The following is a 16,830-nucleotide window of genomic DNA, read 5'->3' as shown; positions in this document are numbered from 1 at the left end:
GGCACCCGCCCGCCGAGGCGTGTCGGAGGGGCCGGCGCCGTGTCGGAGGGGCCGCCGCCCCCGTGACACCATTGCGGAGTGCCCAGGACGATCCAGATCGCGGACGGCGTCCCGGAGACCCGGAGCGCGGTGATCCACGCCGAGAACCTCGAGGTCCTGCCGCTGCTCGCGGACGGGTCCTTCACCGTGGTGTACCTCGATCCGCCGTTCAACACCGGCCGCGCGCAGGTGAGGACGTCGACCACCTCCGTCCGCTCGGCGACCGGGACCATCTCCGGCTTCAAGGGCCGCAGCTACGAGCGCATCCGCGGCGACCTCCTCCGCTACGACGACCGCTTCGACGACTACTGGTCCTTCCTCGAGCCGCGCCTCGCCGAGGCCTGGCGCCTGCTCGCCGACGACGGCACCCTCTACCTGCACCTCGATTACCGCGAGGCGCACTACGCCAAGGTGCTGCTCGACGCCCTGTTCGGCCGCGAGTGCTTCCTCAACGAGATCATCTGGGCCTACGACTACGGCGCCAAGGCCACCAAGCGCTGGCCGACCAAGCACGACACGATCCTCGTCTACGTGAAGGACCCCCGCGGCTACCACTTCGACTCCGCCGCCGTGGACCGCGAGCCGTACATGGCGCCCGGCCTCGTCACCCCCGAGAAGGCCGAGCGCGGCAAGCGCCCCACCGACGTCTGGTGGCACACCATCGTCTCGCCCACCGGCCGGGAGAAGACCGGCTACCCCACCCAGAAGCCCGAGGGCGTGCTCCGTCGCATCGTCCAGGCCTCCAGCCGCGAGGGCGACGCCGTCCTCGACTTCTTCGCCGGCTCCGGCACCACCGGCGCCGTCGCCCACGCCCTCGGCCGCCGCTTCGTCCTCGTCGACGAGCACGCCGACGCCATCGCCGTCATGCGCCGCCGCTTCGCCGCCCACGACCCGGAGCCGCTGTACCTCTGAGGCCCGCCTCGCCACGTGGCACGGGCCCGAGCTCCCCCTCCCATAACTCAAAAGTTGCGGTAGTGGCGCGCGACTACCGCAACTTTCGAGGAGTGGGCGGCGGATCCGGCGCGGGAGGCTCCTCCACAGGGGAGTCGCGGGGGAGCGGGGCTGTGGAGAACCGGTGGGGGTGCGGAGGGCCGTGCACCATCGGGGGATGAGCGAAGCAGTCGGTCCCCTCGGAGCCTTCACCCGCGGTGCCGCGATCAAGGCCGGCTGGACGGAGGACCGGGTCCGGAGCCGCGCTCTCGCCCGCCCCTTCCACGGGGTGCGGACGCTCGTCGAGCCGAGGACACACCTCCAGCGGGCGCAGGCCTACGTGCCGAGGCTGCGTGCCGGGCAGTTCTACTCGCATCTCACCGCGGCTGTCGTCTTCGGGATCCCCCTGCCTGCTCGCGCCGCCGAGGACGATCCGGTGCACGTGTCCGTCTTCGACCCGGCTCGTCCGCCCCGGTGCCGCGGGGTGATCGGGCACGTGATCTCGGCGACCAGGGTGAGCGTGGTCGAGCGACTCGGGCTCCCCGTCACCGATGCCGCCTCGACCTGGCTGCTCCTCGGAGCGGAGCTGCCGCACAAGGAGCTGGTCACGGCGACCGACCACCTCCTGTTCGTCCCGCGGGCAGCCTCGGTCGATCGTCCTTTCGCGACGAAGGAGCAGCTCGCGCTCGCGCTCGACGCCTACCACGGGCGAGGGTCACGGGCACTTCGAGCGGCGCTGGCCGTCGCGTCGGACGCCGCCGCCTCGCGACCTGAGACCGATCTGCGTCTCGCCGTCGTCGAAGCAGGTCTCCCCGCGCCGCGGGCGAACGCCCCGATCAGGGCGGGCGGTCGCCTCATCGCGATCGGCGACCTCGTCTTCGAGGAGTGGAAGGTGCTGGCCGAGTACGACGGAGCTCATCACCGCACCGGAGACGCCCAGTTCGCCCGCGACCGGCAGCGCCTGCTCGACCTCCAGCTCGCGGGCTGGATCACCGTCCCCGTCCGCGCCGAGGGCCTGGCCCGCGGACGCGCGCGCACGATCGCCGAGATCCGCGCCGCCCTCCGCGCCCACGGCTGGGTCGGCTGACGCCGCGCCCACCCTCCAGAAGTTGCGGTAGTCACGCGTCGCCACTACCGCAACTACTGAGGAGTCGGGGAGGGCTCAGCCCTCCGTGCCGCACGCCCCGCACCGATTCGGCCGGTCGCGCTCCCGTCCCGGTCACTCTCCAAAAGTTGCGGTAGTCGCACGCCACTACCGCAACTTTTGAGGAGTGGGAGAGGGGCCGCCTTCGCGCTCCCGGCTGGGGGTCGGCCGGACGCCGCTGCCGACGCGGCGACTCCTCGAAAGTTGCGGTACTCGCGTGCGACTACCGCAACTTTTGAGGAATGGGCGGGGAGGACGGGCGGGGAGGACGGGCGGGGAGGACGGGCGGGGGAGGGCAGGCGGGGGCTCGCGGGGAGGGGAGGTGCGGCGGGCGCGGTCAGGAGCTGGCGCGGACGATCAGCTCGGTGGGCATCAGGGTGCGGTGCTCGACGTCGGCGCCCTCGATGCGGGCGGTCAGCAGCTCGGCCATGCGGGCGCCGAGCTCGACGGGGACCTGGCGGACGGTGCTGAGGGCGGGCACCGCGGAGCGGGCGAAGATGTCGTCGTCGAAGCCGACGACGGCGACGTCCTCGGGGACGCGCCGGCCGGCCTCGCGGAGCGCGGCGTAGGCGCCGACGGCCATCTGGTCGTTGGCGGCGAAGAGCCCGTCGATGGCGGGGTCGCGCTCGAGGAGGCGGCGCATCGCCTCCGTGCCGCTCTCGGGCGAGAAGTCGCCCCACTCGACGAGCGAGTCGTCGAGGCCCGCGTCGGTGAGGGCGCTGCGCCAGCCGATCAGGCGGTCGACGCCGGGGGGCATGTCGGCCGGGCCGGCGATGGTCGCGATGCGGCGGCGGCCGCCCGCGATCAGGTGCGCGGTCGCGACGGCGGCCCCGTCGGCGTTGTCGACGTCGACGAAGTAGGAGTCGCGCTCGTCCGGCGAGAGCGGCCGGCCGCCGAAGACGATCGGCAGCGAGTTCGACAGCGCGGCATAGGAGTGGTCGCCGGAGTGGTGCGAGACGACCAGGGCGCCGTCGACGTTGCCGCCGAGGAGGTAGCGGCGGGTCTTCTCGCCGCTGGTCTCCGACGCGATCAGCATCGAGAGCGTGTAGTCGGTGTCGGCGAGGCGCATGGCGGCGCCCTGCACGATCGCGGCGAAGAACGGGTCGGCGAAGACGCGCGCGGTCGACTCCGGCACGATCAGCGCGATGGACTGAGTGCGGCGGGAGGCGAGCATCCGCGCGGCCCGGTTGGGCACGTAGTCGAGCTCGGCGATGGCCTTCTGCACGGCGGCGACGATCTCGGCGGCGACCTGCGGCGCGTTGTTGACGACCCGCGAGACCGTGGCGCGGGAGACGCCTGCCCGCGCGGCGACGGCCTCGAGCGTCGGCGAGCGCCCGCCTCCCCTGATCCCCTCGGACACGGTCTAGTCCAGCGCCTCGGCCGCGGCGCCGCCGAGGAGGCGCGAGTAGACGAGTCCCGAGTCCTTGATCAGCCGCTCCTGGCTGGAGTAGTCGACGCGGACGATGCCGAAGCGCTTCTCGTAGCCCCAGGCCCACTCGTAGTTGTCGAGCAGCGACCAGACGAAGTAGCCGCGGACGTCGGCGCCCTGGTCGATCGCGTCGGCGACCTTCTCGACGTGGTCGAGCACGTACTGCGTGCGGTCGACGTCGTGCACGCGGCCGTCCTCGACGACGTCGTCGTACGCGGCGCCGTTCTCGGTGACGTAGAGCGGCGGCAGGTTCTCGTACTCCAGGCCCAGCCGGGTGAGCAGGTAGCGCAGCCCGTCGGGGTGCACCTCCCAGTCCATCGCGGTCCGGGGGAGGCTGCGCGAGGGGAAGGTGATCGACTCCGAGCCGACCCACGGCGAGCCGACCTCGCGCTCGGTCGCCTGGGCGAAGTCCTCCGCGCCGGCCGGCAGCGGGTGCCCGGAGACGTTGTCGTCGTGGTAGTGGTTCACGCCGAGGAAGTCGAGCGGCTGCGCGATCGTCGCCAGGTCGCCGTCCTGGATCAGCTCGTCCAGGCCCAGGCCCGCGACGTCCTCGAGCAGGTCCTCGGGGTACTCGCCGAGCAGCAGCGGGTCGAGGAAGATGCGGTTCTGCAGCGCGTCGAAGCGGCGGGCGGCGTCGAGGTCGACCTCGTCCTCCGGGTCGTCGGGGACGGCGTTGGAGAGGTTGAGCGTGATGCCGAGGTTCTGCGCGCCGAGCTCGCGCAGGGCCGAGACGGCGAGCCCGTGCGCGAGGTGGGTGTGGTGCACGGCGGCGAGGGCGGCCTGCTGGGAGATGACACCCGGCGCGTGGATCCCGGCGCCGTAGGAGAGCAGGGTCGAGCAGAACGGCTCGTTGAAGGTGGTCCAGTGCGCCACCCGGTCGCCGAGGCGCGCGTGGACGGCCTCCGCGTAGTCCCGGAAGCGCTCGGCGGTGTCGCGGTTCGTCCAGCCGCCCGTCTCCTCGAGGGCCTGCGGCAGGTCCCAGTGGTAGAGGGTCAGCCAGGGCAGGACGCCGGCGCCGAGCAGCTCGTCGACGAGGCGCGAGTAGAAGTCGAGTCCCTCGTCGTTGACGGCGCGGTCGCCGGGCTTCACCCGCGACCAGCTGACCGAGAAGCGGTAGGAGTCGAGGCCGAGGCGCTTCATCAGCTGCACGTCGGCGGGCATGCGGTGGTAGTGGTCGACGGCGACCTCGGGGGTGTCGCCGTTCGCGACGGCACCGGGGACGCGGGAGAAGGCGTCCCAGATGCTGTCCTCCTTGCCGCCCTCGTGGCCGGCACCCTCGATCTGCGCGGCGGCGGTGGCGGAGCCCCAGAGGAATCCGGCGGGCCAGTCGCGTGCGGCGAGGCGCTCGGCCCGGGCGATCTGCTCCGGCAGGGTCGGCGAGGCGGGGGAGGGGGGAACGGTCACTGCGGACTCCTTCGGCGGCTGTCCCGTCATCCTACGACCATCCCGGTGGAGCGCTCTCTCACCGCGCTGGCGGGGTGGGCGGTGGGCAAGGCGGCATGGCGGGCGGAGGCACGGCTCCGGGAACGCCGACGGCCCGGCACGCCGAGGCGTCCGGGCCGTCGAGGGTCGCGGGGAGTCGACCGGGCGGAGCGCTCAGCCGCGCCGGTCGCCGTCCTCCGTGCGCCGGGTCGCCGTGGCGACGGAGTCGGTCCGCACGTCGGGCTCGATGCTCCCGGCGGCGAGATCGGCACCGGCGCGGGCGGCCATCTGCGGGTCGGTGCGGCGCAGCTCGGCCGCGGCGTCCTCGTTCGCGAGGTCGTGAGCCTCCTGCATGGCCGACTTCGCCCGCAGCGGCGGGGTCTTCAGGAACCAGGAGAGCACGAAGGCGAGCAGGACCACGCCGAGCGCGACCTGGAACACGGTCACCGTCGCGTCGTTGAAGCCGGTGAGGAACGGCGCCGAGAGCGCGTCGTTCGCCGTGTTCAGGAACGAGGTGTCGCCGTCGAGTGCGGAGCCGATCGCCGACGAGTCCTGCGACTGCAGCAGCTTCAGGATGCCGGCGTTGGCCGGGTCGGCCGCGATGGTCGGGTCCGAGGCGGCGGCCTGCAGGTTCGCAGCGATCGTCGGGTTCTTGAACGCCGCGGCGATCGTCTCCGGGATGCGGCTGAACAGCACCGAGAAGATGACCGCGGTGCCCAGCGTGCCGCCGATCTGGCGGAAGAACGTCGAGGCGCTGGTCGCGACGCCCATGTTCGCCGTGTCGACCGAGTTCTGCGAGGCGAGGGTCAGCGTCTGCATCATCTGGCCGAGGCCGAGGCCGAGCAGCAGCATGCCGCCCATCACGAAGATCACCGGCTTGTCGATCGAGACGAAGGACAGGTAGAAGAACGCCGCCGACATCAGGAAGGTGCCGAGGATGGGGAAGGCGCGGTAGCGGCCGGTGCGGGAGATGATCTGGCCCGAGACGATCGAGGCGATCATCAGGCCGAGGATCATCGGCAGCATCAGGAAGCCGGACTCGGTCGGCGTCGCGCCGTTGACGAGCTGCAGGTAGAGCGGGAGCGCCATCATCCCGCCGAACATGCCGAAGCCGACGAGCACGCCCAGGACGGTCGCCATCGAGAAGGTCGGCGAGCGGAAGAGCTTGAGCGGGATCAGCGCGTCGTCGCCCATCATCCGCTCCGCGGCGATGAAGCCGACGATGCCGAGCACGCCGACGACGTAGCAGACCCAGGCGATCGGCGAGCCCCAGCCCCACTCGCGGCCCTGCTCGGCGACGAGCAGGAGCGGCACGGCGGCGACGATGACGAGCGCGGCGCCCCACCAGTCGATCCGCACGGAGCGGCGGGCGGCGGGCTTGGGCAGGTGCAGGAAGCGCACGACGATGAAGAGCGCGACGGCGCCGATCGGCAGGTTGATCAGGAAGACCCAGCGCCAGCCGGTGATGAAGAGGATCTCGGGGGTGCCGGCGAGGAGCCCGCCGATCAGCGGACCGACGACGCTCGAGATGCCGAAGACGGCGAGGAAGTAGCCCTGGTACTTGGCGCGCTCGCGCGGCGGGAGGATGTCGCCCATCACCGTGAGGGCGAGCGACATCAGTCCGCCGGCGCCGAGGCCCTGCACCGCGCGGAAGCCGGCGAGGCCGAGCATCGAGGTCGCGAAGCCCGCCAGGAGCGAGCCGATCAGGAACAGGACGATGGCGATCAGGTAGAGCGGGCGGCGGCCGAAGATGTCGGAGAGCTTGCCGTAGATCGGCGTCGCGATCGTCGAGACGATCAGGTACGCGGTGGTGACCCAGGCCTGCTGCGAGAGGCCGTCGAGGTCGTCGGCGATGGTGCGCATCGACGTGCCGACGATGGTCTGGTCGAGCGAGGACAGGAACATCCCCGCCATCAGGCCGAAGATCACGAAGAGGATCTGGCGGTGCGTCATGATCGCGCCCGACGGGGAGGCGGCGGTCGCGGGCGGGCGGGCGGAATCGGTCACGGGGGTCCCCTTGTCTGGCGGACGCCGCCAGGGCACGGCGGACCGCCGCAAACGTTGCGTGCTGCGCAAAGTTACACCGCGTGCGAGCTCACCGGCACTGCTTCCGGCGAGCCTGTGGAGGATCTCAGAGGGGACCGCCCGATCCGGGGTCCGAGGTCGTCGATCCGGGCCCGGGAGCTCCCCCGATCAAGCGCCCGAAGCGCCGGCGATCGAGGGCCCGGAGCGCCGGCGATCAGCTGTGCGCCGGCACCCCCGCCTCGGCCCAGCCGGCCTCGCTGAGCGCCGCCCGCGCCTCCGCTCGTGCCGAGTACGGCGTCCGCACGCCCTCGATGTCGCGGTAGTTCTGGTGCCCGGGTCCCGCCCAGAGGATCGAGTCGCCCTCGTGCGCCAGCGACACCGCGACGCGGATCGCCCGCTTGGGGTCGTCGACCTCGTGGATCTCGCCGTCGGGACGCGCCGCCCGAGCCGCCGCCAGCAGCGTGGCGCGGATCGACGCCGGATCCTCGAAGCGCGGGTGGTGGTCGGTGATCACCAGCACGTCGCTGCCCGAGACGGCCGCCTCGGCCATCGCGGGCCGCTTGAGGGCGTCGCGGTCGCCGTCGGCGCCGAAGACCATGATCACGCGGCCCGTGGTGACCTCGCGGACCGCCTCGAGCGTGCGGGCGAAGGCGTCGGCGCTGTGACCGAAGTCGACGTAGACGGTGGGGCCGCGATCGCCCGAGACGCGCTCGGTGCGGCCGGGGAGCGAGACGTCGAGGCCTCCGTCGCGGTGCAGGGCGGCGCGGATCTCGCCGATCGGGCGGCCCGCCTCGATCAGCATCACGATCGCCAGGGCGGCGTTGGCCGCCATGTGCGAGCCGATGATCGGGACGGAGGTGGTGATCGCCCGGTTCTCCCGGTTCTCGACGCGGAAGTGGGTGCGGCCGAACTCCTGCTCGAGGATGCTCACCCGCCAGTCGGCGTCGACGTCGGGGAGCGAGGTGATCGTGGTGACGGGCACGCCCGCCTCCGCCACGACCCGCTGCCCGGCGGGCGAGTCGAGCGAGACGACCGCGCGGCGGGAGCGGTCGGGCTGGAACAGCTGCACCTTCTGGGCGAAGTAGGTGTCCATGTCGCCGTAGTCGTCGAGGTGGTCGTGGCTCAGGTTCGTGAACGCCGCGACGTCGAAGACGACGCCGTCGACGCGGTGCCGGGTGAGGGCCTGCGCGCTGACCTCGATCGCCGCGGCGCCGACGCCCTCCTCCTGCATCCGGGCGATGAGAGCGTGCAGCTCGGTGGCCTCGGGAGTGGTCAGCCCGCTCGTCACCGAGGTGTCGCCGATGTGGCGCTCGGCTGTGGAGCTGAGGCCGGGCACGACGCCGAGCTGGCGCAGCATCCCCTCGAGCATGTGCACCGTCGAGGTCTTGCCGTTGGTGCCGGTGACGCCGAGGAGCAGGGGGGCGCGCTCGGTGGTCGCGTAGACGACGGCGGCGACGGCGCCGAGGCGGGCCCGCGGGTCGTCGACGACCAGCACGGGCAGACCGGTGGCGCGTGAGGCGGACTCGCCGGCCGGATCGGTGAGGACGCCGACGGCGCCGCGCTCGGCGGCCTCGGCGACGAAGTCGGAGCCGTGGCGGTGGACGCCGGCGAGAGCGACGAAGAGGTCGCCCGGCTCGACGTCCGAGGCGGTGAGCGTGATCCCGGTCACCTCGACGGGCGGGACGTCGCCGTCGGGCAGCTCGATCGCGCGGGCGAGGGCGGGGAGGGGGACTGCTCGGACGTGCAGGGGGCGCAGCATGGGGTCCTCTCGTCATCGGGACCGGTGGGCGGCTCATCCGAGGGGGCGGATGCGCGCGGTCGCCGAGGCTGTCACTCAAGCTAGGGGGTCTGCTTATGTGAATCCTTTGAGGATATTCGACACCCCCATGGAGGAGCAGTGCTGAACGGAGACACCCCTCAGTGCTTGACAGGGCTCTCCGCGGGCGCGAACGGGGCCCCGCGTAGGCTCGGAGCATGACCTCGGACGAGAACCCGGCCCCCGACGGGCGCCCCGTACCGCGCCGAGCCCTGGTGATCGGGGGAGTCGCCGTGGCCGCCGGGATCGCCGCCGTGGGCGTGAACGCGGCCCTCGGCGCCGGCCGCGCGAACGCTCCGACCGCGTCCGCGACTCCGAGTGCCACCCCGGGCGCGTCGGCCGGCGCCTCCGCCACGGCGAGCGCCGCTCCGGTCGAGACCCCGACCGAGACGCCCACGCCGACGCCGACTGCGACGCCCGGGATCGACCTCTCCGCCCACTCGAACGACGACCCGGCCAGCATCTGGGTGGTCGTCAACAAGCTCCGCACCCTGAACCCGGTCGACTACGTGCCGGCCGACCTCGTCTACCCCGACGTCCGCTACGTCAACCGCCAGCCGATGCGCCAGGCGACCGCGGACGCGCTGGTGCCGATGTTCGCGGCGGCCTCGAGCGAGGCCGGGCTGACGCTCGCGGTGCAGAGCGCCTACCGCTCCTACGACACCCAGGTCAGCGTCTATGCCGGCTGGGTGTCCTCGCGCGGCCAGGCCGGAGCGGACGCGACCAGCGCGCGCCCGGGGCACAGCGAGCACCAGACCGGCTGGGCCGTCGACGTCGTCGGCTCCTCGGGGACCTGCGCCCTCGAGATCTGCTGGGGCGACACCCCCGAGGGCCAGTGGGTCGGCGCGAACGCGCACCGCTTCGGCTTCCTCGTCCGCTACAAGCCCGACACCACGCCGATCACCGGCTACGAGTCCGAGCCGTACCACCTCCGCTACATCGGCGTGGAGCTCGCGCAGCACCTGCACGACGCCGGCATTCCGACGCTGGAGCGCCTGTTCGGGCTGCCGGACGCCCCCGACTACGCGCCGGGCACGGTCTCGTAGCGGCGTCCCCGGACGGTTGATCGGCGGCTCGAGATCACCCCCTCGCGCCTCCTGGCGCGCCCTGTCGGGCGTCCCACGCCACGCCTTCCGTTCGAACGAGCGCGTCCCTAACCTCTCCTTCAAAGCGAGGCAGGCTCGCTTTCGATCGAAGGAGATCTCATGACATTCCCGCTGCTCGCCTCCTCGAGGCGCTCGTCCGCACTGTCCTTCACAGCCCTCGTGGCCGTCTCCGCACTCCTCGCCCCGGCGGCCATCGCCGCCGAGGATCCGGGCCCGCCGACGCTCGCGCCGGCGACGGTCGCCGAGGCCCTCGAGAACGTCGAGAGGGTCGATCCGACTCTCCTCCACGACGCTGTTCTCGAGGGTGCCAGAACGGCCGCCCTGGGCTCCGGCTCGGTCGTCGTGCCGTCCGATCCGTCCGCCGGTGTTCGGATCGGCGACGGTGCTCGGACCGTGATCGTCGATCTCCCTGACGCGGAGAGCGCCGGTCCGGCTGCCGCCCTCGCGGGCGGCGGAGTCGTGTACCCCGGAGCTCACAGTGCGACCTCCGTCGTGGTCGGCGATCGAGGCGTGCAGATGCTGACGACGATCGCGGATGCTCAGGCTCCGGCCGACTACTCCTACGACGTGACCCTCGCCGAGGGCCAGCGGCTCGAGCTGCTCGGCGAGGGAGCGGCGGTCGTCGACGCCGACGGCGGCATCGCGCTGCTCATCGGCGGAGCGTGGGCGATCGACGCGGACGGGGACCGGATCCCGACGCACTACTCGGTGTCCGGCTCGACCCTCACTCAGACCGTCGATCACACGGCGCCCGGAGTGGCGTACCCGGTCGTTGCCGATCCGGCGTGGCTGGCGCCCTTCGTGTTCAAGTGCCTCCTCGGACTTGGAATCAACGGACCGCAGATCGTGTCGATCATGGCGTCGGGCGGGCCGGGATCGATCGGTGGAGGGCTGGCCGTGTCGATCATGGTCTGCCTCCGGGGAAAGTAGGGCCGGAGCGTGTTCTGCCGACGCTCACCTGAGCGCTTATCGCGTGAGCTCCGCTCGATCGATGACGCCATTGAAGCCCATCCCTTCAGGTCCGAGCCGATCACGCGCGCCTTCGCCGTCATCGAGGACGGCGACGGGGACAAGGAGCTGATCAGCGCGCGACTCCGTGAGCAGGGCCTGCCGGAACTTCAGACGATCGGAGCTTCCACGCTGCGGTACTCGCTCAGCTGGTGGTGGCTGCACAACCGGCGGCGCGCGGCCGTGCGGAGGATCGAGCGGCATCGGGGTTGAACCCGCTCGTCGTCCGTGGGTGAGCCTGCCCTGGGCTCGAACGGGCTGGGGAGCTGTCGGCGCACCCGTCGGAGGCTGACGAGCCTGTTGAGACGCGGGCGGGAGGGGTTCCCGCCCGCGTGGCCGAAAGGCGGAAGGAAAGCATGGTGCTCCGGAGACCGACGCGGGAGAAGCTGCAGCGCGAGCTGGAGGTGATCGACGCTGCGATCGCCGGACATCCGTTCTCCTCCGACGTGCTCGTTCGCCTCCAATCGGTCTTCGCCGAGAGCGACGGCAGTGGGAAGGACGGGCAGCGGATCAACGCGCGCCTGGCGGAGGAGGGTCTGCCGACCATCCCGGGACTCTGGATCTTCTACGCCCGGAACTTCTCCAGCTGGGGGTGGCTGCGCAATCGGCGGCGCGCGGCCGTGCGGAGGATCGAGCGGCTCGAGGGCTGACGGCGTGTCCGTTCGGACATCCGGATGTGTCCGGAAACCGGTGCGCAAGGGCTTGCGGAGACGGCCGCGATCAGAAGCGGACGTGACAGACGGGCGTTGTTACCGTACCGTTACTCGGAGTGCTTTCGGAGGTCACCCTTAGGGGACTCCGACTCCCGCGTGGTGACATGGCCGCTTCCCCCTGAAATTCCGCACGCCCCCGCCCCCGTGCGCACCGACCCGTGAGTTCCCCTGTGCCCCACAGTTCCACCCGTTCCACCGTGCCCGCTGCCGCCGAGGTCGCCCCCGCCGACGCTCAGCTCGCACCGCCGCTCACCCGCCGTGAGGCGCGCGAGCGCGAGGGCCGCGTCCGCGCGACTCCGGTCGCCGCTCCTGCCGCTGCCGCCGCTCCCGCGGTCGAGGCACCGGCCCCGGCCGTCCTCGCTCCCGCCGCGCTCGCGCCGGCCGCCGAGGGCATCCGCCCCTCCGCCGGAGCCCCGCTGCACCCCGCCAGCGGCGACGTCTTCCCCTCCCGCCGCGACCGTCGCGCCGCTGAGGGGCACCGCCAGCGCGTCGAGCCCGCTCGTCGCGGCTCCTCCTTCTTCCGCCCCTCGCGCCGGCACCTCGTGCTGGCCATGTCGGGCGGGCTCGTCCTCGTGGCCGCCGCCTCCGGTGTGAGCCTCACCGTCGGCGCCTCCGCCGACGCCGAGTCGGCGACCGCCTCCACCGCCTCCCCGACCGCGACGGCCGCTCCCGTCACCGTGCTGCCGGCCACCACGGCCGACGCCCGCGTGGTGCTCAGCAGCGTCTCGACCACCACCGGCACCGTCGCCGGCGGCACGAGCGTCACCATCGCCGGCTCGAACCTCGACTCCGTCGCCACGGTCCGCTTCGGCGACGCCGAGGGCAGCGTCACCGTCGACAACCCCGACCAGATCACCGTCACGGCGCCGCCCGCGGACGGCGAGACCGAGGGTGTCGTCCCCGTCGCCTTCTTCGACGCCGGTGGCGCGCCGATCACCTTCGACGCCGTCACGGACTCCGTCGCCGCCGCGACCGTGGACGGCACGCCGGTCGAGACGGTGCAGCCCGCCGTGGACACCACGACTCCGACCGAGGAGCCGCTGACCGCGACCACGGTCACTCCGGCCGCCACTCCGACGGCCGCCGACGCTACCGCCACTCCGACCGCGACGCCGGCCGCCGCCACGGCCGAGGCGCAGCCCGCTGAGCTCGTCGCCCCCACCGCGACCGCCTCGCCCAGCCCGACCGCCACCGGCGTCCTCGCGACCACCAAGGTCGTCGCCTCCGCGATCACCTTCGCCTACACGCCCGACCCGGCGATCGAGGCCGCGAAGGCCGCCGCCGCGCTCGAGGCCAGCCGCCTCGCCTCGCAGCTCGACTACCTGCAGACCTACTGGTCCGACTACAACTCCGCGCAGTACGGCGTCATCGGCGGCAACGACTGCGTCAACTTCACCTCGCAGTCGCTGATCGCCCGCGGCTGGGAGATGGACGACGAGTGGAGCTACTCGCGCACCGGCGGCTACAGCTCGGCCTGGGCCTCCTCGACCGCCTTCAACTCCTACCTGGCCGCGCACCCGGAGCGGGCGACGCCCCTGACGAACGCGCAGCGCGCGGACGTGAAGCCCGGCGACGTCGTGCAGTTCGACTGGGACGGCTCGGGCGACTGGGACCACACCGGCGTCGTCACGAGCGTGAAGGGGAGCACGATCCTCTACTCCTCGCACACCGCCGACAACCTCGACCAGAGCATCGACTCGGCCTCGGCCGGGCGCATCATGTTCTGGAGCGTCTGAGCCGGAACCCCGGAGCCGCGAGCTCAGGACTCCGCAGGGAGCCCGGACACAGCGAAGGAGGCCGCCGTCGCATCAGCGACAGGCGGCCTCTTCGTCGTTCGACGCGGGCGTCAGTTCTTGAAGACGTCCTTGACGTCCTCGCCGACCTTCTTGGTGTGCGCCTTGGTCTGGTCGGCCTGGCCCTCGGCCTCGAGCTTCTCGTTGTCGGTCAGCTTGCCGGCCGCTTCCTTGGCCTTGCCGAGCAGGTTCTCGGCCGCGTTGCGGATCTTGTCGTCAGCACCCATGAGGGGCTCCTTCCGTTCGATTCGGTTCGTCCTCCGGCGACGGCCGCCGGAGGAAGTGGTGGGTGAGCGCGGGTGCTCGCGGGTCAGGCGACCCGGTCCTCCTTGGAGAACCCGGCCCGGGCGCTCGAGGCGACCTCGAGCACGACGGGCAGTCGCGCGCCGAGCAGGCGATCGAGCTCCAGGACCTCCTGGTGCACCGCGTCCACGACCGTGCGGGGCGAGACCCCGCCGCGGGGCAGGACCCGGACCTTGAGCGCCGTCGACGAGCCGTGGCGGTAGGCCGAGACCGTGACGTCGATCAGGTCGGTGCGGCCTGCCAGCGCGTTCTCGAGCACGTCCTCGGCGAAGCCGGTGGCGATCTCGACCTCTCCGGCGACCCCGCTGGACGAGCCCGCGTCGGTGAGGACGGTGCTCGTGCGGCCGTGGCCGTGCGCGGAGATCAGGACGATCGCGAGCACGATGCCCAGCAGGCAGATCCCGACGATCGCGTAGAGCGGCCACAGCACGGCCGCGTCGCTCCAGGCGGTGCCGTCCTCCGGCGAGATGCGGGAGACGAGGGCCGCGCCCTGGCCGTCCGCGAAGTCGGCGACCGCGTCGCGGACCGGCTGGGAGACGGCGATCAGGACCAGGCCTGCCGTGACGGCGGCGAGGACGAGGCCGACCAGGAAGAGGATCAGGCGGTTCACGAACCGGTTGCTCGTGGTCATCAGATCCTCCCGGACTCGGAGATGCGGACGGTGGCGCGGGTGGCGGGCGTCGCCGCGATGCGGCTCAGCTCGTCGTCGACGGCGGACTGCACGGAGTCGCGGTCGACGGTGATCCCCGAGGAGGGGGTCACCTCGATCACGGCGGTGCGGCGGCCGATCGAGGCGCGGGTGTCCTCGCGACGCGACCGGGCGGCAGAGCGGGCCGAGCGGGCGAGCGAGGAGGCGATGACGCCGTCGTCGATCACCACGGCGAGGCGATCGTCCGCGACGGTGTGGCGGGCGCGGGCCCCGGGGGCGAGGGCGAGGACCAGCAGGATCAGCGCCAGCACCGCGGTGCCGACGGCGATGCCGATGATCGCGGCGGAGGCGAGACCGGTCACGCCGACGATCGCGCCGAGGAGCGCGGACGGTGCGAGCAGCAGCGGAGCGGACCCGAAGATCGCGAGCACCGCCTCCGTTCCGACGTACGCGGCGATCAGGATGATCAGCACGAGCACGACGATCTGGGCGGCCGAGCGCGAGCTGTGCGTCTCGCGGCGCAGGTAGCGGCGGTAGCGCGCGTCCGGCGCCGCGTCGCGCGGTGTGGCTGCGGGGCTCATGCGACTCTCCTCGTGGCTCGGGTCGGGGTGCGGGTGCCGGTCACGCGGATGTCCACGCGGCTGACGGTGCGGCCGGTGAGCGCGCCCATCCGGGAGGCGATGGCCGCCCGGTCGCGGTGGAGGCGATCGAGCAGGCTCCCCTCGGCGGTGGAAGCGCCCTCGGTCAGGACCGGGGCGGAGACGGCGAGCGCGAGGCCGCCGCTGTCGTCCGACAGCCGGACGCGGATCGCGGAGACCTCGACGCCCAGCTCCTCGTGGACGACCGCCACGGCCATCCGCTCGAGGGAGCGGACGGAGATGGTGACGGTGCCCGGCTCCGACGGAGCGGTCCGCTCGCCGGGACGCTGGTCGAGTGCGGTCACGGCGACTCCTAGCGGGAGGTGGTGCGGCCGCGGAACACGTCCACGAGGCTGCGCACGTCGAGCGAGCCATCCAGCATCCGCGCGATCAGGACGCCGAGCGCCATGAAGACGGCGGTGAGGACGAAGCCCCAGAAGCCGAAGAGCAGGGCGGCGAAGGCGAGGACCGCGCCGACGACGAGGCCCAGCGTGGTGCTGCGGCCGGCCGGGGCGGGGGCGGGAGTGCGGGGGTCGCTCATCGGACGCGGCTCTCGGTCTCGGTGTCGCCCTTGTCCTCGCCGGGGATGTGCACGTCGACGATGGCGACGTTGATCTCGGCGACGGACATGCCGACGAGCTCGGTGATGGCCTCGGAGACCGCGGCGCGGACCTGGTCGGCGACCGACTGCATCGGCACCGGGTACTCGACGACGAGGGTGACGTCGGCGGCGACCTGGGTCTCGCCGACCTCGACGCTGACGCCCTGGGCGTGGTCGTTGCCGCCGACGGCCGAGCGGATCGCGCCGAAGGCACGGGCGGCGTTGTTGCCGAGGGCGAAGACGCCGGGCACCTGGCGCGCGGCGATGCCGGCGACCTTGGCGATCACGGCGTCGTCGATGACGGTGCGGCCCTGAGCCGTGCCCGATGCGGCGCTGTTGCCGAGGCTGGTGACGGTGTCGACCGAGGCCCTGTCGACGCGGGGGGCGGTGGGAGTGGCGGGGGTGGCGGGGGTGCGCGTGCTGTCGCTCATGGTGACTCCTGTGCGTGTCGTCGGCCGCTGGTGGTTCGCGGCCGGGGTCGGGGAGTCCGGCGGATTTCCCGTCGGGCTGTGCTTTCATGAGTGAGACGGAGCCCGACGGGGATTCGTCACGGTGCGATCCGGAGTTTTTCCTGACAGTCACCTGATGGTCGATGCCGGCTCGAGCCGGTGCCCGCTGGAGGAGTCCCATGCCCGGTCTGGAGACGGCGAGCGACGCGCTCCTCGCCGAGCGCTCCGCCGAGGGCGACGTCCGCGCGTTCGAGGTGCTGGTCAAGCGGCACCAGTCGATCCTCCGCGCCTACGCCTGGCGGCTGACCGGCTCGCAGGCGGACGCCTCCGACGCGGTGCAGAACGCGCTGATCACCGTCTGGGCCCAGCTCCCGCAGCTCCAGGAGCCGGCGAGCGTGCGGAGCTGGATGATGCGGATCGTCAGCCGCTCCAGCGTCGACCTGCTCCGCCAGCGCAAGCCGGTCGACGACGTCGACGCCGTCGAGCACCCGCCGGCGCGCGAGCCCGGGCCGTTCGAATCGGTCGAGCAGAGCGACGCGATGCGCGCTCTCGCCCAGGCGCTGGCCGAGCTGCCCGAGACCCAGCGGCAGTGCTGGCTGCTCCGCGAGGTCGGCGGCGAGTCGTACAGTGAGATCGCCGAGCACCTCGGCATCACCGCCACCGCCGTCCGCGGCAAGCTCGCCCGAGCACGGGAGTCGCTGGTCGTGGCGATGGAGGACTGGCGATGAGGGCCCGCGGAGAAGGAGTCGGCGCGATGAAGGAGTC

18 protein-coding genes are annotated in these 16,830 nt (G+C 72.5%); 8 read left to right on the top strand and 10 right to left on the bottom strand.

Going from position 1 to position 16,830, the window contains the following annotated elements; translation table 11 throughout:
• Nucleotides 1-78: 78 nt before the first annotated feature.
• Nucleotides 79-951 carry a site-specific DNA-methyltransferase gene (locus tag MT353_RS04190; RefSeq protein WP_123444978.1) on the top strand — a complete coding sequence of 291 codons (873 nt, stop codon included), beginning with the start codon at nucleotides 79-81 and terminating at the stop codon, nucleotides 949-951.
• Nucleotides 952-1,147: 196 nt separating this feature from the next.
• Nucleotides 1,148-2,056 carry a hypothetical protein gene (locus MT353_RS04185; protein ID WP_243600511.1) on the top strand — a complete coding sequence of 303 codons (909 nt, stop codon included), beginning with the start codon at nucleotides 1,148-1,150 and terminating at the stop codon, nucleotides 2,054-2,056.
• A gap of 394 nt (nucleotides 2,057-2,450) precedes the next feature.
• On the opposite strand, the gene MT353_RS04180 is transcribed toward MT353_RS04185, so the two are convergent.
• From MT353_RS04180 to MT353_RS04165, 4 genes are all read right to left on the bottom strand, one after another.
• Entirely contained in the window at nucleotides 2,451-3,473 is a 1,023-nt protein-coding gene (locus MT353_RS04180) for a LacI family DNA-binding transcriptional regulator (protein ID WP_123701991.1), read from the bottom strand.
• Between the two features lie 3 nt (nucleotides 3,474-3,476).
• On the bottom strand, nucleotides 3,477-4,976 hold the full coding sequence (locus MT353_RS04175) for a GH1 family beta-glucosidase (protein ID WP_374204685.1): 1,500 nt from the start codon (nucleotides 4,974-4,976) through the stop codon (nucleotides 3,477-3,479).
• Nucleotides 4,977-5,138: 162 nt separating this feature from the next.
• Nucleotides 5,139-6,917: an MDR family MFS transporter gene (locus tag MT353_RS04170; protein WP_243623779.1), complete on the bottom strand. Its 1,779-nt coding sequence runs from the start codon at nucleotides 6,915-6,917 to the stop codon at nucleotides 5,139-5,141.
• Between the two features lie 286 nt (nucleotides 6,918-7,203).
• Complete coding sequence (locus tag MT353_RS04165) at nucleotides 7,204-8,748, bottom strand: Mur ligase family protein (protein WP_243623659.1); 1,545 nt, start codon at nucleotides 8,746-8,748, stop codon at nucleotides 7,204-7,206.
• A gap of 215 nt (nucleotides 8,749-8,963) precedes the next feature.
• Between MT353_RS04165 and MT353_RS04160 the strand changes: the two genes are divergently transcribed.
• The 5 genes from MT353_RS04160 (at nucleotide 8,964) to MT353_RS04140 (ending at nucleotide 13,368) form a co-directional block, all read left to right on the top strand.
• Nucleotides 8,964-9,851 carry a M15 family metallopeptidase gene (locus MT353_RS04160; RefSeq protein ID WP_243623658.1) on the top strand — a complete coding sequence of 296 codons (888 nt, stop codon included), beginning with the start codon at nucleotides 8,964-8,966 and terminating at the stop codon, nucleotides 9,849-9,851.
• A gap of 159 nt (nucleotides 9,852-10,010) precedes the next feature.
• Complete coding sequence (locus MT353_RS04155; protein ID WP_243623657.1) at nucleotides 10,011-10,841, top strand: hypothetical protein; 831 nt, start codon at nucleotides 10,011-10,013, stop codon at nucleotides 10,839-10,841.
• 9 nt (nucleotides 10,842-10,850) lie between these two features.
• Complete coding sequence (locus MT353_RS04150) at nucleotides 10,851-11,132, top strand: hypothetical protein (RefSeq protein ID WP_243623656.1); 282 nt, start codon at nucleotides 10,851-10,853, stop codon at nucleotides 11,130-11,132.
• Nucleotides 11,133-11,275: 143 nt separating this feature from the next.
• A complete protein-coding gene (locus tag MT353_RS04145) occupies nucleotides 11,276-11,569 on the top strand; it encodes a hypothetical protein (RefSeq protein WP_243623655.1) in 294 nt (97 codons plus the stop codon).
• Between the two features lie 260 nt (nucleotides 11,570-11,829).
• Nucleotides 11,830-13,368, top strand: coding sequence for an amidase domain-containing protein (locus MT353_RS04140; protein ID WP_243623654.1), 1,539 nt, complete (start codon nucleotides 11,830-11,832; stop codon nucleotides 13,366-13,368).
• Between the two features lie 110 nt (nucleotides 13,369-13,478).
• Here the strand turns inward: MT353_RS04140 and MT353_RS04135 are convergent, their stop codons facing one another.
• The 6 genes from MT353_RS04135 to MT353_RS04110 all read right to left on the bottom strand — a co-directional run bounded on the left by MT353_RS04135 (nucleotide 13,479) and on the right by MT353_RS04110 (nucleotide 16,047).
• Nucleotides 13,479-13,652 (bottom strand): CsbD family protein, encoded by a 174-nt coding sequence (locus MT353_RS04135; protein WP_123444986.1) that lies wholly within the window; start codon nucleotides 13,650-13,652, stop codon nucleotides 13,479-13,481.
• A gap of 83 nt (nucleotides 13,653-13,735) precedes the next feature.
• A complete protein-coding gene (locus MT353_RS04130) occupies nucleotides 13,736-14,359 on the bottom strand; it encodes an alkaline shock response membrane anchor protein AmaP (protein ID WP_243600518.1) in 624 nt (207 codons plus the stop codon).
• Nucleotides 14,359-14,958 carry a DNA/RNA endonuclease G gene (locus MT353_RS04125; RefSeq protein WP_243623653.1) on the bottom strand — a complete coding sequence of 200 codons (600 nt, stop codon included), beginning with the start codon at nucleotides 14,956-14,958 and terminating at the stop codon, nucleotides 14,359-14,361. Before MT353_RS04125 ends, MT353_RS04130 begins: the two co-directional genes overlap by 1 nt.
• Entirely contained in the window at nucleotides 14,955-15,320 is a 366-nt protein-coding gene (locus tag MT353_RS04120; protein ID WP_123734984.1) for a hypothetical protein, read from the bottom strand. Before MT353_RS04120 ends, MT353_RS04125 begins: the two co-directional genes overlap by 4 nt.
• Nucleotides 15,321-15,328: 8 nt before the next feature.
• Nucleotides 15,329-15,556: a DUF2273 domain-containing protein gene (locus MT353_RS04115; protein ID WP_123444990.1), complete on the bottom strand. Its 228-nt coding sequence runs from the start codon at nucleotides 15,554-15,556 to the stop codon at nucleotides 15,329-15,331.
• The gene (locus tag MT353_RS04110) at nucleotides 15,553-16,047 is read right to left on the bottom strand and encodes an Asp23/Gls24 family envelope stress response protein (protein WP_243623652.1); all 495 of its coding nucleotides are present in this window, start codon (nucleotides 16,045-16,047) and stop codon (nucleotides 15,553-15,555) included. Before MT353_RS04110 ends, MT353_RS04115 begins: the two co-directional genes overlap by 4 nt.
• A 197-nt stretch (nucleotides 16,048-16,244) precedes the next feature.
• On the opposite strand from MT353_RS04110, the gene MT353_RS04105 reads away from it, so the two are divergent.
• Complete coding sequence (locus tag MT353_RS04105) at nucleotides 16,245-16,793, top strand: RNA polymerase sigma factor (RefSeq protein WP_123444992.1); 549 nt, start codon at nucleotides 16,245-16,247, stop codon at nucleotides 16,791-16,793.
• The last annotated feature ends 37 nt before the right edge of the window (nucleotides 16,794-16,830 follow it).

It is taken from the genome of Rathayibacter sp. VKM Ac-2927, assembly GCF_022815525.1.
GTDB classification, from domain to species: Bacteria; Actinomycetota; Actinomycetes; order Actinomycetales; family Microbacteriaceae; genus Rathayibacter; species Rathayibacter festucae.
This window is presented reverse-complemented; position numbering and strand designations above follow the sequence as displayed.